This is a genomic window from Paenibacillus farraposensis (assembly GCF_020736845.1).
Lineage (GTDB): Bacteria > Bacillota > Bacilli > Paenibacillales > Paenibacillaceae > Paenibacillus > Paenibacillus farraposensis.
The window spans coordinates 493,389-509,436 of the sequence record NZ_JAFFQR010000112.1; the positions used below are offsets into that span (position 1 = coordinate 493,389).

Annotated in this window: 18 protein-coding genes; 2 read left to right on the forward strand and 16 right to left on the reverse strand. The window is 47.9% G+C overall.

From position 1 onward, the window contains the following. Window positions 1-27 precede the first annotated feature (27 nt). The 11 genes from JO375_RS20860 to JO375_RS20910 form a co-directional block, all read right to left on the reverse strand. On the reverse strand, window positions 28-393 hold the full coding sequence (locus JO375_RS20860; protein WP_229526262.1) for an arsenate reductase family protein: 366 nt from the start codon (window positions 391-393) through the stop codon (window positions 28-30). A 47-nt stretch (window positions 394-440) separates the two neighbouring features. Next, the gene (locus JO375_RS20865; protein ID WP_229526263.1) at window positions 441-1,397 is read right to left on the reverse strand and encodes an RluA family pseudouridine synthase; all 957 of its coding nucleotides are present in this window, start codon (window positions 1,395-1,397) and stop codon (window positions 441-443) included. A gap of 21 nt (window positions 1,398-1,418) precedes the next feature. Beyond that, complete coding sequence (locus JO375_RS20870) at window positions 1,419-1,982, reverse strand: cob(I)yrinic acid a,c-diamide adenosyltransferase (RefSeq protein ID WP_229526264.1); 564 nt, start codon at window positions 1,980-1,982, stop codon at window positions 1,419-1,421. Between the two features lie 18 nt (window positions 1,983-2,000). Next, window positions 2,001-2,567, reverse strand: coding sequence for a type 2 periplasmic-binding domain-containing protein (locus JO375_RS20875; RefSeq protein WP_229526265.1), 567 nt, complete (start codon window positions 2,565-2,567; stop codon window positions 2,001-2,003). Window positions 2,568-2,667: 100 nt separating this feature from the next. Continuing rightward, window positions 2,668-2,874 carry an aspartyl-phosphate phosphatase Spo0E family protein gene (locus tag JO375_RS20880; RefSeq protein ID WP_229526266.1) on the reverse strand — a complete coding sequence of 69 codons (207 nt, stop codon included), beginning with the start codon at window positions 2,872-2,874 and terminating at the stop codon, window positions 2,668-2,670. A gap of 125 nt (window positions 2,875-2,999) precedes the next feature. Next, window positions 3,000-4,061, reverse strand: a complete 1,062-nt coding sequence (locus JO375_RS20885) for an acyltransferase family protein (protein ID WP_229526267.1) — start codon at window positions 4,059-4,061, stop codon at window positions 3,000-3,002. Next, window positions 4,058-4,252, reverse strand: coding sequence for a YqaE/Pmp3 family membrane protein (locus tag JO375_RS20890; protein WP_229526268.1), 195 nt, complete (start codon window positions 4,250-4,252; stop codon window positions 4,058-4,060). The genes JO375_RS20885 and JO375_RS20890 overlap by 4 nt, the downstream gene beginning before the upstream one ends. A 56-nt stretch (window positions 4,253-4,308) precedes the next feature. After that, window positions 4,309-5,520 carry an aminotransferase class I/II-fold pyridoxal phosphate-dependent enzyme gene (locus tag JO375_RS20895; RefSeq protein ID WP_322098765.1) on the reverse strand — a complete coding sequence of 404 codons (1,212 nt, stop codon included), beginning with the start codon at window positions 5,518-5,520 and terminating at the stop codon, window positions 4,309-4,311. Between the two features lie 12 nt (window positions 5,521-5,532). Next, window positions 5,533-6,033, reverse strand: coding sequence for an Lrp/AsnC family transcriptional regulator (locus JO375_RS20900; protein ID WP_229526269.1), 501 nt, complete (start codon window positions 6,031-6,033; stop codon window positions 5,533-5,535). A 144-nt stretch (window positions 6,034-6,177) separates the two neighbouring features. Beyond that, window positions 6,178-6,564 carry a spore coat protein gene (locus tag JO375_RS20905; protein ID WP_229526270.1) on the reverse strand — a complete coding sequence of 129 codons (387 nt, stop codon included), beginning with the start codon at window positions 6,562-6,564 and terminating at the stop codon, window positions 6,178-6,180. Between the two features lie 33 nt (window positions 6,565-6,597). Beyond that, the gene (locus JO375_RS20910) at window positions 6,598-6,834 is read right to left on the reverse strand and encodes a hypothetical protein (RefSeq protein WP_025716151.1); all 237 of its coding nucleotides are present in this window, start codon (window positions 6,832-6,834) and stop codon (window positions 6,598-6,600) included. A 114-nt stretch (window positions 6,835-6,948) separates the two neighbouring features. Here JO375_RS20910 and JO375_RS20915 point away from each other — a divergent pair, with 114 nt between their 5' ends. Continuing rightward, the gene (locus JO375_RS20915; protein ID WP_229526271.1) at window positions 6,949-8,187 is read left to right on the forward strand and encodes an NAD(P)/FAD-dependent oxidoreductase; all 1,239 of its coding nucleotides are present in this window, start codon (window positions 6,949-6,951) and stop codon (window positions 8,185-8,187) included. 76 nt (window positions 8,188-8,263) lie between these two features. On the opposite strand, the gene JO375_RS20920 is transcribed toward JO375_RS20915, so the two are convergent. From JO375_RS20920 to JO375_RS20935, 4 genes are all read right to left on the reverse strand, one after another. Next, window positions 8,264-9,517 carry an MFS transporter gene (locus JO375_RS20920; protein WP_229526272.1) on the reverse strand — a complete coding sequence of 418 codons (1,254 nt, stop codon included), beginning with the start codon at window positions 9,515-9,517 and terminating at the stop codon, window positions 8,264-8,266. Window positions 9,518-9,629: 112 nt separating this feature from the next. Next, the gene (locus tag JO375_RS20925; RefSeq protein WP_229526273.1) at window positions 9,630-10,349 is read right to left on the reverse strand and encodes a hypothetical protein; all 720 of its coding nucleotides are present in this window, start codon (window positions 10,347-10,349) and stop codon (window positions 9,630-9,632) included. Window positions 10,350-10,403: 54 nt separating this feature from the next. Continuing rightward, complete coding sequence (locus JO375_RS20930; protein WP_229526891.1) at window positions 10,404-10,817, reverse strand: DUF350 domain-containing protein; 414 nt, start codon at window positions 10,815-10,817, stop codon at window positions 10,404-10,406. A 60-nt stretch (window positions 10,818-10,877) separates the two neighbouring features. Continuing rightward, entirely contained in the window at window positions 10,878-13,247 is a 2,370-nt protein-coding gene (locus JO375_RS20935) for an endonuclease MutS2 (protein WP_229526274.1), read from the reverse strand. 150 nt (window positions 13,248-13,397) lie between these two features. Between JO375_RS20935 and JO375_RS20940 the strand changes: the two genes are divergently transcribed. Then, window positions 13,398-13,757 (forward strand): phage holin family protein, encoded by a 360-nt coding sequence (locus tag JO375_RS20940; RefSeq protein ID WP_229526275.1) that lies wholly within the window; start codon window positions 13,398-13,400, stop codon window positions 13,755-13,757. A gap of 151 nt (window positions 13,758-13,908) precedes the next feature. On the opposite strand, the gene JO375_RS20945 is transcribed toward JO375_RS20940, so the two are convergent. Then, window positions 13,909-15,933 carry a DNA repair protein gene (locus JO375_RS20945; protein ID WP_229526276.1) on the reverse strand — a complete coding sequence of 675 codons (2,025 nt, stop codon included), beginning with the start codon at window positions 15,931-15,933 and terminating at the stop codon, window positions 13,909-13,911. Between the last annotated feature and the right edge of the window lie 115 nt (window positions 15,934-16,048).

A 16,048-nucleotide genomic window follows, 5' to 3' on the forward strand; every position in this document is an offset into this window, starting at 1 on the left:
TAACATATGACGAAGCGGAATTGGGCATTATTGAATGCCCCATACCTTCTCAAATGTTTCCTCCTTGAAACCTACCGTTACTTTGTTCCCGTCTGTTACGATCGGACGCTTGATCAATCTTCCATTCGAGGATAACAGCGAAATTTGCTTATCACGGCTCATATCTCCGAGCTTGTCTTTTAAATTCAGCTCCTTATATACCTCACCGCTCGTATTGAAAAATTTTTTCAGTTCCAGCCCGCTTTTGCTGATCAATTGTTCCAGCTCCGCTGAAGTGGGCGGTTGTTCAAAGACAGGAATCAATTCCAGTTCATATCCCTGATTTTGCAGCCATTTTACTGCATTGCGGCAGGTGCCGCATTTGGAATACTGATAAATTTTCAGTTGACTCATTGTTAGGTTAGCCCTCCATTTGGTTTCAACTACTTTTGCAGATTGTATTACGTACACCCCTGCGTTCTCAGCAACCTCTGCATTTGGGCCATATCGTCCGGTAGAGGAGCGTAGAACGTCAGCCGTTCCCCTGTCACAGGATGCATCAGGGACAACTCTGAGGCGTGCAGCGCTTGTCGGGACATTCGGGCATCCAGCTGTTCATATCGCTCCTGATGCGCCGCCTCATCGGGTATAGCCCGGTACATTTTGTCTCCAATCAACGGACAACCGATGTACGTCATATGCACGCGAATTTGGTGCGTACGCCCGGATTCCAGTTTCAGACCGATGCGGCTTCCTTCGCTCCATGCTTCCTCAAGCTTATACAGCGTCAAAGCGGGATAACCGTCTGGAGTTACCATTCTCACATGCGGATGATCCGGATTGCGGTCAATCGGCCCATCCACCCGTCCTTCCTGTTGCTCAGGGCGTCCGTGTACCAGAGCCGTGTAGCGTTTATCTACCGTTCCCGCGATCATCTGCTCGGAGATATGCTGGTGCACATATGGATTTTTAGCCACAACAAGCACACCTGACGTCTCCTGATCCAGACGATGAACAGGCCGGAACCGGAACTTTTCGCCTTTAGCCTGCCAATAATGCACAACCCCGTTGGCCAGTGTGCCTGTATAATGGCCATGAGTCGGATGGACAATGATACCCGCCGCCTTGTTCACAACTAACAGGTGCTCATCCTCATATAAAATATCAAAAGGAATCGGTTCGGGCAAAATATCATCGGAGCTCTCGCGCTCCATCCGAATTTCCACCCGATCTCCTGCCTTTACCTTGACGCTGATATACACGCGTATCCCGTTCAGCATAATCCCCTGCTCTGTCAGCTTGAGTCTGGAGATCAGCTTTCGTGATATATTCATTCTTTTTTGTAAAATCGTCTTCAGCAGCATGCCCTCCTCCTCGGGAGAGATCATGTAGACGATAGGTTCATAGTACAAGCTCATCACAAACTCCTGGCTGCCTCCTTATTTGCGGAACACTTTCTTGCTCCGTACATATTCGACATCGGGTACACCTTGGCGTACATTCGCCGTGCGGGCCACGACAAAGAAATAGTCGGATAGACGGTTCAAATATCGCCGTACTGCAGGATTGATTTCTGTATGCTTACCCAGTGTGACAGCACGGCGTTCTGCACGGCGGCATACGGTACGGCAGACATGAAGCGTAGAAGCCAAGGTGCTGCCACCCGGTATTATAAAACGCTCCACCTTGGGATTTTCCTCCTGGCATGCATCAATCCAGCCTTCCAGCCGCTCTGCCAGCTCGTCCTTCACCTTATATTTGCTTTCATTGATTTTAACAAAAGCCAAATCCGAGCCGCAATCAAACAGCTCCTGCTGTATTTCCTCCAATTGAGCCCGGATATCCGCGAATTTTTCTCCTTCGGCAAAGCTGATGGCTTGGCCTACAAAGCAGTTCAGCTCATCAATTGTGCCGTATGCTTCCACACGGTCATCGTCTTTGGACACCCGACCGCCGATCACCGAGGTTTGCCCTTCATCTCCTGTTCTCGTATAAATTCCCACCGTACCTCATCCCCCTTATCATTCCGTGAGTGCTTTCAGCACCTTGATCGCTTCTTCCTTATTGCTTGTACGTGGCGGTACGGTAGCAAATAATGTGTTGGAGTTGTATTTTAATTCCCTGAACATTTTCATCTGCTCCACAGGAATACCATATAAATGAGTTTCCTGAATTACATCTGTCCCTTCTTCCCCCTGCTTTCTCTGAAATACGCCGCCCTCAAATACACCTCGGGGATACGTTTTTTTGTCAAAGGCATCGTCTAACGGCAGATTCGAGCCATTCTGTCCGTACAGCTTCATATCCTCTTCCGGTAAAAGAAACAGATCATGCTCGCCAGCCGCATATTCAACGACCAGCTTTTGCTGGTTATACAGCGGGCTGACTGAAATTTCGATTTTGGGAGCCTGCTCTCCCAGCTTGTCCTTAAGCTTTTGTGTCAGCTCATCTCGAAGGACTGAAGCATCCCCTTTATCCATAATAAAAATGGAGAAGCTGTCCTTGTCCCGTCCGCCGCATCCAGCCAATAGTACGAGTGTGAGCATTCCGATCAACCAAGGAGAAAGCCTTTTTAGTCCTGCTCGCATATGTACGCCCCCTCTTCCATGCCACTAATATATCATAAGAGGTGAACGCAAAAAAAGAAGGCCTAGCGGCCTTCTCGAACCTTCAACTAACCTGGCACAGTTATATCCTGCATTCTATACCATACAGCTTCATGTATTCATTGATTTTCAAATCGAGCTTACAGCTAATCTCGATAACAAGATCAGAGGTGAAGGACTGCTCTTCCTCAAATAACCGCAGCATCTCATTACGCAGAAGCAAAACTTCATTTTCCAGGGAGATGTCGTGTCCTATGGAACGCGGTATATGATAAGCAATAGATGACATGAGCATTCCTCCTGCAATGGAAAAATGAATTTTGCTGCTTCGAAATAAAATACTTTTTTTATGATTTACCCACGAGTGGTATTCCAAACTATCATGCAGTATGCACATTATGATTCTGAGAATGTTTATGCTTCATTTAGCGCCGTCCTTTTATCTGGAGAAACGGCTTTTTTCGTTTTTCGAATCCGATCCGTGAACCACCGCTCAATGATCCGGTAGGACAGATCCGAGACGATAAGGGACAGGCTCAGCGATAAGACCGCATAGACCCAGAATGTGGGTGCTCCGATCATAGCGCTGAGTTTTGGGGCGAGTATCTTTAAACCAAACATGACCATCGTGTGCCACATGTACAAGCTAAAACTGATACGTCCAAGGTAGTGCATGACTTGGGATCGGAGCAACTGCGCTAATAGTCCGGACTCTTGCACAATACCGATAAACAGCAGAAAGGCCAGCGGAAGCGCGATGATGATAGGCGTATCCAGCGCGTAGTAGCTCCAAAACATCCCCGATAGATATATTATTCCGCTGAAATAAAAGCCCGGACTCCGATCCCAGCTCCTTGATAGGCTGTTCCGGCTGATATAAAAGATCACTCCCACGGCAAAAAACAACATATCCTTACGGTAATACACCAGCACGACACAGAGCGTAACCAGCAGGGCGTAGACTGCATATTTCGCAATTCTAGGGAGCGAGCAACTTCGGGCGGTGGCCCATACTGAGGCAGCAATTAGATAGAACGCTAATTCATAACTTAACGACCAAGCCACGATCTGAGCAATCGGCAGCGGGAAGATCCCCGGCAGCATAAGCGCGTTTGAGAAGAAATGGATAATGTAATCCCTGACACTTATCCCGGTCATCCATTTATACCCAACGAACGGCCCGACAGCAAATATCATCAAATGGATTGTAAGGAATACCGGGTATATCCGGAGGAATCGATTTTTGGCAAACTCCCAGATGGATCCCTTACTGACGAGACTTCCTGTAATTAGATAGCCGCTTATCACAAAAAATAGATTTACGGAAATTGGCCCCGCGTAGTTCAGGAGGAAGATGGAATTTGTTTGTTCCGGGATGTATCCCTCAAGTACCGATGATCCATAAATATGGTACAGGACAATAGATAGGGCCAAAAGTCCTCTGAGGCCCGTTAATGACTTATTTTCGTTTTTCATTCATTTTGGATCGCTTTGATCAGTTTTTCGTTACGTTTGTCCGCCTTGTGGCTACCTACGACCGCGAATGCATGTATAACCCCTAGTATCCAAAATAGACATCGAAGCAGCAGATTTAATAGCGCCTGACCAGGTTTGCCGCATAGTAGCACCGCTCTAGGTGGTAGAAAAGGGGCTATTAAATATCTCATCCGAACACGTCCCTCTATTTGTATATCCTTCCTTCATTAAATATAAAAAAATAATTTTAACCTTCTTTTTTTATTTTTTCTACAAAATGGCCAATCCGATCCAACGCTTCTGTCAGCTGGCTGACTGAGGTTGCATAGGAGCAGCGAAGGTAGCCTTCGCCTCCCAATCCGAACACATTCCCCGGCACAGCCGCAACCTTCGCTTCTGTCAAAAGGCGCTGTGCAAATTCATCCGAGCTCATCCCTGTGCTTTGAATGCTAGGGAAAACGTAGAAAGCCCCTCGCGGCTCGTGGCATTCCAGACCAATCTCCCGGAATCCGTCAACCATCAGACGGCGGCGCTGATTATACGCTTCGACCATCCGGTCCTTCTCGCCCAAGCCATTTTGCAGGCCTTCCAGTGCCGCAACTTGTCCCATAGAGGGGGCGCACATGACGGTGTATTGATGAATTTTGAGCATAGCTGCAATCAGATCGGGATGTCCGCACGTATATCCAATACGCCAGCCTGTCATAGCAAAGGCTTTGGAAAAACCGCTGACAAGAATGGTCCGATCCATCATCCCCGGCACAGAAGCAAAGCTGACATGCTTCCCGTCATAATTCAATTCAGCGTAAATTTCATCTGAAATAACGATTAAGTCATGCTTTTCCACGACTTCCGCAATCGGGAGCCAATCTTCATAAGTCATCGTAGCCCCGGTCGGATTGCTCGGATAACATAAAATCAGCACTTTGGATTTAGGCGTAATTTGGGCCTCCAGGGCCTCAGCGGTCAGCTTGAATTCATCTTTGGCAAACGTTTCAATGCCAACCGGAATCCCGCCCCCAATCGAGGTGATTGGAGAATATGAAATATAACATGGCTCTGGAACGAGAATTTCGTCACCGGGTACGATCAACGCACGTAAAGCAAGATCAATCGCCTCGCTGCCGCCAACCGTTACGATAATTTCCTTTTTCGGGTCATAATGGACGTCAAATTGCTCATTCAGATATTCACTAATCGCTTCACGCAATTCTGGTGTTCCCGCATTGGACGTATAGCTGGTAAAGCCCCGCTCTAATGAATAGACGCAGGCTTCCCGCATATGCCAAGGGGTTGTGAAATCCGGTTCGCCTACCCCAAGCGTAATAATATCCTTGTTGCCTCCCACCAAGTCGAAAAACTTGCGGATGCCCGAAGACGGGATTTCGCGCACCAGCGGGGACAAATAGGAACTCATAGCTTTGCTGCTATCGGTAAATGCTTCTGATTTGAGATTCATCCTGATCTTCCTTTACGGCGAAATCATCAGACGATTATCTTCCTGATGGTCTTCAAAGATAATTCCGTCCTGCTTATATTTTTTAAGCGTAAAATTGGTCTTGGTCGATAATACCGAGTCAATCGGTGACAACTTTTCCGATACAAAATTAGCAACCTCACGAAGATTTCGGCCTTCAACTTCCACCAGCAAGTCGTATGCCCCGGACATGAGATAAACGGATTTAACTTGCGGATACAAATAAATCCGTTCGGCAATGCCTTCAAAACCTCTTCCGCGCTCCGGTGTAATCTGTACTTCGATCAAAGCAGTGACCTTCTCGTCATCGACTTTATCCCAATTGACCACAGCGGCGTACTTGACAATCACATGCTGGTCTTCGAGCTCTTTTATTGATCTACGCACATCCTGCTCGTCAACCCCCAGCAAAGTAGCCAGCAAAGTCGGTGTTCTTCTTGCATCTTCTTTTAACAATTCCAGTACTTTTAATTTCAAATCATCCAGTTCTGTCATTCTACATAAGACCTCCATTAAAAGAGATTACTATACATCATACAATACGTACTTTAAACCTGCAAAGAAAAACCGTCCGACCCGGTAAATCCGGCAGACGGACGGCTATTATGGGAATTTGCTTTTAAGGATGGAGTGTCGCGTTTACATATAATAAGGGTTGTGCTGTTGGGAAGGCTGACCCTGCTGCTGCATAGGCTGACCATATCCTCTTACAGAGGACGATTTTTGCTGAATGAACTGCTGGCACTCCTGTTGTTTCTTGCGAGCCTCTTGAATCTGTTTGTCCAAATCGACGCGCAGTGCCTTGGACGAGGCAGAATACATATTGTTCTGACTCATCAGACGGTACAAATCGCCTTGCAGACGAAGCGTATCATTCGTAAGGTCGGTGAACAGCTGGCGTACAGATTGACAATTGGACTCGGTAGTCGCCGTTGTATACTCCCCAACTGTACGTTTCATATCAGTAAGAATGGTATGGAGCAAATCTTGTTCGGGCATAAATGACATATTGTTCTGTGAATACATCCTGTCATACCTCCTTTATTGGTGAATGCTAAGTTACTGCTGCGGTTGCATAGGAGCAAGCTGTTGGTGCTGTTGAAGGGCATTGAAGAGCAAGTTTAAGTGGTGTTCGTGTGTTCTCGCGAACTGCAAGCAGGCTTGTTGAATGGCTGGCTGCTGAATAGACGCTGCTGTCGCCGCACATTGCTTGAGCAAAAGTTCTTCATTAGAAATGGAGTCCACGATGTACTCCAGCTCTTTGCCAGTCAAAGGTTGCATGTTCATAGATTGCATAGTCTGTGCCTCCTTAAATGTTTTGTTGCACACTGGTTATCTTGTCCGTTTCACGAAATACTATGTACGACATATATGAGATACTACATATTGCCTATAAGGAGTGCTATGGTTATGGATCTAATTAGTGGAAATACGTTTTGGCGGAGTACCTTGAAGCAGACGCCGGACTTTCCGCCTTTGGCTGAGGATTTGGATTGTGACGTGCTGATCATCGGAGGCGGGATAAGTGGGTCGCTCTGCGCTTGGCTGTTGGGAGAACGACATGTAGACACCGTGGTTATCGACAAGCGCAAGCTGGTACATGGAAGTTCTTTGGCGAATACCGGATTGCTGAAACATAGCAATGATAAGACCTTGACCTCTTTCATCCATACGTTCGGTGAGGCTAACGGCGTGCTGTTTTACCGTATGTGCAATGATGCTCTGGATCAGTTGGAAAAGCTGGCTACCACACTGGATATCGATCCTTTTTTTATTCGACGGAGCAGCCTGTACTATGCGAGTACACCGGAGGATGTGCAGATTCTACAGGAGGAATACAAACAGCTAACCCAGTTTGGGTTCCCGGTGGAATACTGGGATGAGCCGCAGGTGGCTGCGCGGTTTCCTTTTCGAAGACCAGCGGCATTGTACACCCGCGAGGATGCCGAGGTTAATCCATTTCGGTTTGCCCATGGATTGCTGCAATCCGCGAACCGTCTTGGTGTGCGCTTGTATGAGTATACGGAAGCCAAGCATTTGGAATTTGGCAAAAATGAGATCGTTTGCCATACCAGCGATGGCGCCATTCGGGCGAAAAAAGTCATTTTTGCGACAGGATATGAAACTCAGGAGATTAAAAAAGATCGAGGAGCCATACTTGAAAGCTCTTATGCCATCGTCACCAATCCCGTTGGAAATTCATCTTTGTGGCATGAGCAGTGTCTGATCTGGGAAACCGCACGGCCCTATCTATACATACGCTCGACCCGGGAAGGACGTATCATTATCGGCGGTTTGGATGAACCAGTGCTGGACTCGAACCAGCGTGAAATCAGGCTGCTGCACCAACAGAAAAAGCTGTTGCAAGCATTACAGGAGCATTTTCCCGATGTGCCATTTCGGATTGATTATGCATGGGCTGCCGTGTTTGGCTCCTCTCATGACGGACTGCCGTATATTGGTCCGCATCCGCGTTTCCCGAACTGCTACTTTGTAGAGGGATATGGTGGAAACGGGACGGTTACCAGTATGATAGCCGCGCAACTATTGGCTGATGAACTGACAGGCACACAGCGACCTGAACTGGAGCTTTTTTCACTGACTCGCACGACCAGACCATCATCCGAAACAACCAAGCCGCTGACTTAATCATAGGGAAACGCAAAAAACCTCCTTTCGACATCTATACCGATGCTGGAGGTTTTTTTAATTTGAATTTACAAGGCTATTCGGTTTGCTTCTGCCAGCGTTGCGTTTTGGAATGAGTCGCGTCCTGACTTTCTTTTTGTTCCATTTTTATCACATTTCGCATAAAAAACCATCCGCCTACCGGCACTAATGCAAGTCCAATTAACAGCCAAATGATTGCCCCAGGGGCTTTGCTGATACTTAATACACCCAAAAAAATGAAAGTTCCGGTCAACCGGCCAACCATGAGGCATATCTCGCGTAGTACAACCAGTTCCACTCGCTGATTGGCATCACCTTTACTCGTCCCCATCAGATCAAAGCTTGCCGAGATCATAGGAATCAAGTATAGAGGCATGAACAACGCAGTGCCGGTCCCCATGATCAGCAGGGTGCTGTACTCCATACGCCACAATAATGGTAAAATCACAATGACCAACAGCACGGCACCCAGCAGCATTCCAACCGAGCGGTAGCGTGGCTTGAGCCATTTGCCAGCAGCCCAAAAGCTGAAAAATGAAACCGCCGACGTAATAAATGAAAACTGTGCCAGCTTCCACTCCTGCTTTGTCACTACATACACAAGCAGTGTAATCAGAAAGGCAAAAACACCTTCCCGAATGCCTTGTGCTGCAAGAGCTAAAGACAACGGTCGCCACATACTTCCCTGCTGTGACAATCGCTGCTTGGGCTCCTGCCAATTGTAATTTCCTGTGGGTTTGCGCTTACGAAGAAAGAAACTCAGCACCACCCCTATTACATAAAATGCCAGAGAAATACTAAAGATTACGCGATAACCTGCATCATCCTCCATCCGTGCAATAATCCATCCGGATAGCCAAGGACCCACAATACCAGAAAATGAGCCCAGCAAACCGACCCAGCCGTTAAAATGATCACGGTTTACCCGATCGGTGACCTCAAAAAAAATCACATTAAACGCCAGCCAGAATAAGCCTAGCGCTGCCCCCAACAACATTCCGAGCGGCCATATGTAGTTCACAGCCTGCTTTCCTGTATATAATACGATCAGGTAAAATAAGCCGGACATCGCGGTCCCTACGCGCAGGGCATTCATTTTGTTATGTTCTTTGACCCATTTTCCAGCCACCCAGACCATAATCCCTAGTGCAATCTGTTGGCTGACATTAAACCAGCCGATCATTGCGAAATCCTGCCTGCTTTTCCACAAATACACGTTAAGAAAAGTACCTGACAATGCCGCTGCAAATACAAACAATCCATTCAAGCTTAGTAGCAGAATGGATTGTCCGTTAAGGTTTGATTTCAATGCAGTTCCCCCTAACCGAATCACCAATCAGCTTCATACGAGTCAGTTTGCTTTAAGGTCTCTTTGGTTTAAGATGCCGTATGAAGCTTGACACTATCCGGGGAATTGCTATTTAATTGTTGGAAATATCGCTGAGCTTCTCCAGCATCCGCAGTCGATCATCCTCTGAAAGCGTCTGCTGAACGTGGAAGCAGCTAGGGCACACATAAACATTGAAGACAAACGGCAAATCCAGTACAGGTCTGCCAAGCACTGGAGAGGTCGACGGTTCGAATCCTTCCCGTGTTACCGTTTGTGAGCCCGCATGCAGCATGTATTCTCCACACTGGGAGCATTCAAGCACTTCATCCTGTCTATCAAGTATTTGTTCAGCACCTTGCTCATAAGCCATCAAATCCGCACCGCTTTCTTCAAATTTTTGCAACGTATGCAGCACTGGCAGCTTATGAAGCTCATTATCCTGCAACAATGGAGCAGTCCCAGGATTTTTTCTCTTCGCTTCATCCTCTACTTGATATAAAATATTCTGTTCCTCATCATCACCAAGCTGAATGTTCAGTGTGCGATAGCCCTTTAGTTCTTCCTTCTCATGAGAACGGCCCGATGCGTCGGCAGACACCGCATGATCATGCTCATGTTTTACATATTTGTGCGCATGGTCGGCTGCATGTCTGTGTACAGATGTAGAAGCTGCCTCAGACTCATCTTCATCATCAGCTATGTCCGAATACCCTTTCAGGTCATTATGGCAATAAGGACACTCCTCTTCGGGCCCCAATTCTTCATCCCAAATAATCTCCATGTTGCACCATGGACAAATTGTCATTTCCAAGCTTTATCATCCTTCCGTTCCAAGCGTATACCAAGCTCTAGTATACGGGATGTGTCAAGTTACACTGGCACCAATGACGTAAGATAGCGATATTGAAATAATCATGGAGAATAACCCGACAGCACGGTTATCCTCTTTAATCTCTTGATCAATGGAAAATACCGGTGTCAAAAACTCAAACAGAAAGTACGCTGCAAGCAACAGTAAAAAGCCAACGAACGACCAAATCATCGTATCATACACACTGGATTTGGCTTCCATCGAAAAGCGGAGCACGTTGCAAATGCCGAACATTTTCCCGCCTGTAGCCATCGCCACGGAAATATTGCCGTGCTTGATTTCATCCCAGCATTTATAACGGGTTACCAGCTCAAAGCATGATAGAAATACAATAAGCTCCAGCACCGCCACCGAGAAATAGCCCAGCATCATTCCCAACGGATGTGACAGCAATTCATCAATCGCCATCTTCACTTTATCCCTCCCGTTCTACAGAGCGCTGCCGGCCAAAGCCCAGCAACCCCGAGCTCATTTCAGTTCAGCAACAGTCACGCCTGTGCCGCCTTCATTGTAATTACCGATGCGGTAGCTTTTTACATGCTTATGCTTGCGAAGATATTCCTGAATACCGGTGCGTAATACTCCTGTACCTTTGCCATGAATAATATGCACTTGACCCAGATTGGCCAAAAACGCTTCATCCATGAAACGATCTACCTCTATCAGCGCCTCTTCCACGTTTGCTCCGCGAAGATCCAGCTCGTTTCGCACGTTTTCATCCCGCGTTCGTTTGACACCCGTCACTGGCTTCTGCACCATTGGCGCAGCCGTTTGGGCAGGCTGCAGCAGTTCCACATCGTCCAGACTCACTTTCATTTTCATGATGCCCAGTTGAACGACAGCTTCCTTGCTGCCGGATAGCTCAACCACATGGCCTTTTTTGTTCAGGCTATGAACGGATACTTCATCACCAGGCATAATGGAACGAGTACGTACAGCAACAGAACGTTTGACCGCATTTTTCTTGCGCTGCTTCGGTTCAGCCTCATCCAGCTCTTTACGAGCTGCAATCAGCTTATGCTCCTTAACTGATGCTCCTTCTTCCTGAGCCAGCTTGCGCAAATCTGCAATGATTTTTTCTGCTTCGCTTCGAGCCTTATCCACGAGAACTCTTGCTTCATCCTCGGCTTTCTCCAGCATACGGTCCCGTTGTGATTCCAGCTTTTCCAGCTCTGTCTGGTGACGGCTGCGCAATGCTTCCATTTCTTTGCGGAGCTGCTCTGCTTTTTCCCGCTCCTGCTCGGCTGTCAAACGGTTCTGCTCCAGGGACGCGATCATGTGCTCGACGCGCTGGTCTTCTTCCGTTACCTCACCCCGGGCATAATCTAAAATACGGCTCGGCAAGCCCAATCGCTCAGCAATGGCAAAAGCGTTACTACGCCCGGGTACACCAACCAAAAGGCGGTAGGTCGGGCTTAATGTAGCGACATCAAACTCCATGCTTGCATTAATGATTCCTTTTCGCTCATAGGCATAGGCCTTCAATTCGCTATAGTGAGTCGTCGCAACCATACGACAGCCCAGGGCATGAATATGCTCCAAAATCGCAACCGCCAGGGCTGAACCCTCTGCCGGATCGGTTCCGGCTCCCACCTCATCCAATAATACCAGGCTTTTAGGTGTCATATTTCTCAGAATACTAATGATGTTCGTCATATGGCTGGAGAAGGTACTCAAGTTTTGCTCAATGCTTTGCTCGTCACCAATATCTGCATAGATCGCATCAAATACACATAGCTGGCTTCCATCCTCAACAGGCACAAAGAGTCCTGACATCGCCATCAGGCTTAGCAGACCGATGGTTTTCAGTGTAACGGTTTTCCCGCCTGTGTTCGGTCCCGTAACGATAATGGAGGTATAGGAATTTCCCAGCTCCACATCAATAGGAACGACCTTTTCCAGTGGAATTAAGGGGTGTCTGCCCTTTTTCAGCCTCAAAAACCCGCGGTCATTCATTAAAGGCAAGGCGGCCTTCATCTCGCGAGCGAGGCGCGCTTTGGCAAAAATAAAATCCAGATTGCCTAAAATGTCCACATCATACAGCAGCATATCCGCTTGCTCAGCGACAAGAGCAGTCAATTTCTGTAAAATAACTTCAATTTCACGTTCTTCTCTCAGCCGTGTTTCCCTCAGCTTGTTGTTCATCGCTACAATGGATTCAGGCTCAATAAACAACGTTGCACCAGATCCGGATTGATCATGCACAATTCCACCAAAATAAGAACGGTACTCGGCCTTGACCGGGATTACAAAACGATCTCCACGAATCGTAATTAACTGATCCTGGAGCATTTTGGAGACAGTGGAGGAACGAATCATGGAATCCAGCTTTTCACGAATCCGTACTTCACCTGAGCGCAACTCCCCGCGGATTTGCAAAAGCTCCGCACTGGCAGAATCCAGCACCTCCGCATTTTCATCAATGCAGCCTTTAATCGAGTTCTCCAAACTTCTCTGCTCTGACAGCTGCTCACTCCAAAACAGCAAGGTTGCGACAGGGTTTTCCTCGTGCAGACTTGATACGTACACCTGTATACGGCGCGCAGCCTGTACCGTAGTCCGGACACCAAGCAGCTCATGCGGGCTCAGCGTTCCGCCAATACGAGCACGCTTCACTGCCGGAGTAATGTCCACCACTCCGTTAAATGATGGTACCCCTTTGAGCCGATCAGCGGCGTATGCCTCATCTGTGCCTTTCAGCATGTTCTTAATATGCTCCAAATCACCACTGGGCTGTAATTGAAGAGATATTTGTTGTCCCGCTGCCGTTTGGGCATAGTGACTTAGTTTATTTAGAATTTTTTGGTATTCAAGGGTCTTGAAAATTTTAGAGTCCAACTTCACTACTCCTTTCACGTATATCTATATTATACCGAAAGCCGCAAACTTACGCTATTTGCCAGCTCTGTTTTACACATAAGAAAACACCTTATGCCATACACTATTCTTTGTCTAACCCTGATTTCAAAAAAAGAAGGAGGTTATTCCGTGAACATTCTTGGGCACATCGTGCGTTTCATTGTGGCAGCTCTGGTTCTAATGGTCGTAAGCTGGATCGTTCCCGGATTTAGTGTAGGCGGCTTTTGGAGTGCGCTGATTCTTGCGATTGTCATTGCCTTAATTGGCTATATCATTGAGGCAATATTCGGCCGGCGCGTTTCTCCATTCGGACGCGGTATCGTAGGTTTTCTGGTGAGCGCTCTGGTTATCTGGGTCTCTCAATACATCGTGACCAGTGTGAGTGTTTCTGTTCTGGGCGCATTGCTTGCTGCATTGGTTATCGGGATTATCGACCTGTTCATTCCAGTCTCGACACCTTTTGAAGCTGGTCGAAAGAACACAAAATAATTCCAGTTTGCACCTCAGCAAAGCTGTCCCAAGCAGATTTATTCTGTAGAGGACAGCTTTTTGTTAGGTACTTACGTATAATGAATCCAAATTACACAAATAATCCCCGGTGATAAGCAGCCGGGGATTCGCTTGATATCTATATCCGTATCTACTGATCCTGTTCGATAAGTTCAATCCACTCGTTGTACTCCGTTTGAAGCTTGGCGTATTCTTCCTGCAATTGATGTAATTCCTTCGAAACCTTCTCTGCATTTTCCCGGTCTACATCCTGCTGAACTTGTAGCAGACGAAGCTGATGAGCCGCCAATTCGTATTTTTGGCCCACTTCCTCAAGCTCAGCCTGCAAAGCCAGCCGTGTCTGCTCGGTAGATTGCTGCTCAGCCTTCGCAGCTTCGGCCGCTTTAATGGCCAAACGAACTTCGTCCTGCAATTGCTCCTTCTGCTCAACCGCTACGGCTATTTCCCGTTCCCAAGAGGAAAATTCCTCCTTGCGCGCCGCATCTTCGGCCTCCCAACGTTCCACCTCGGTCTTTAGCTGCTCGTATTTAAGCTGCCACTCCAACAATTCCTCTTCGGTACGCTTCAATTCGCTCTGCCGCTGGCTATCTTCGTGCTGAAGCTTCTTTAGGTTCTGCTCCAAGTGCTCAGCCTGGTTCTTCATGCTGCTATGCTGCTCCTGAAGCGTTTTGTAGGCATGTATCCCTTCTTGCTCACGATCGTTTGCCTGCTCCAGTTCATCCTGAACGTGTACGAGTTCAGATGAAAGCTCCTTGATTTTGGCTTCCAGTTGCAACAGACGCTGCTGTTGTTCCGCAAATTTGGTATTGGCCGCTTTGGCTTCAGCTTCAGCCTGCTGCAATTGCTCCTGCGTGAGTTCCTTCTGCTCACGTGCCTCCTGAATCGAAAGCTCCAGCTCGCCGACAGCCTGCTGGCGCTCCTCAGCAAGTTTCTGCCACGACTTCTCACTTTCAGCCAATGCAGCCAGTTCGCTTTGCAGCTTGCGAGAAGCTACATGTGCCTGCTCCAGCAGCTTCTGCATACGGCGCTGCTCTTCCTCCAGCTTGGCCGCTTGCTGCTGTGCGGCCTTGGCTTCCGCAGCCAAAAGATCATAACGGCCTTGCAGCTCTTCACGCGCAAGCGTATCCGCTTGCTCCCGTTCTGCAGCAGACTGACGCTGCGTTTCCAGCTTCGACTCCAGCTCGGCCTGTTGCTTCTTTAATGCTGCAGCTTGCTCCTGCGCTTCTTCCAAACAGGAACTCAACTCCGCTTTCCCTGCTTGGAGCTTATCCAATTGTTCCTGAAGCTGCTCAATCCGAATCTCTTGCTCGAGCGCAGCTTCCTCGGCTTGTTTCTCCGCTTCCTCGTATTGGAGCTTGTTCTCATTCAACACTTGCTGCGCCTGTTTACGCTCCTGTTCCAGCTGCTCATCCAGAGCGGAGCACTTCGTCTGCCATTCAGTTACCTTTTGGCCATGCTCCTGCTGCAAAGCGGTACGCAGCTTGTTCAATTCTGTGCGCAGACGCTCCTGATAAGCCTTCTCTGCAGCCAAAAGCTTGGCTTCAGCCTGCTTGGCTACTTCAGCCAAATCCTTTTTTGTCTGCTCCTCCGCCTGCCGGATACGAGCATTTGCCGCTTCCTGCTGCTCTTTCAGTTTCCGGGAAGCTTCTTGCCGGGACTCCTCCAATTCACGTTTCGCCTGCTTTTGTTCATGTTCAAGGTCGGCTGCTCTTTTCTCCTGCTGTTCCAGCCTTACCTTTAATTCAGCAATTTGCTTGGCTGATGCGGTTTCGGTCTCCGTCAGCTTTTTTTGGGTCGTCTCCTTCTCTTCCTTCAATTGAATTAGGGACTCCTGCATATCTGAATTTTTCTGCTGTTGCTCTCCCAGGACCGTCTGGAGTTGTGCCAACTCTCCCCGGAGCTCCGCCCGTTCTGCAGTTAATCGGTTCATATGACTCTGAATCTCCTGAATTTGTACAGCCTCTTCAGCCATGTGAACTGCAGCCAGCACGGCAATTCGGGGCATATCCAGACGCGAATGAACTTGCGAAATACTGTGCATGCGTTCGTCCACGTAATTAGCAACCTGTTTCATATAATCGGGATTGCTGCCGACAAGTTTATAAGAAGTACCGTAGATTTCTACAGTGACGCGAGTACGATTCGGTGTAGTCACAATTATGCCCTCCTTCAATACTACTGTATGTTGATTCTAAGATGTATCCGATTCTATGGTATCCCGCCTTCGTGAAGCGTTCAACCCATAGTCCGGCTTCCCCGCAGCGGGTGAA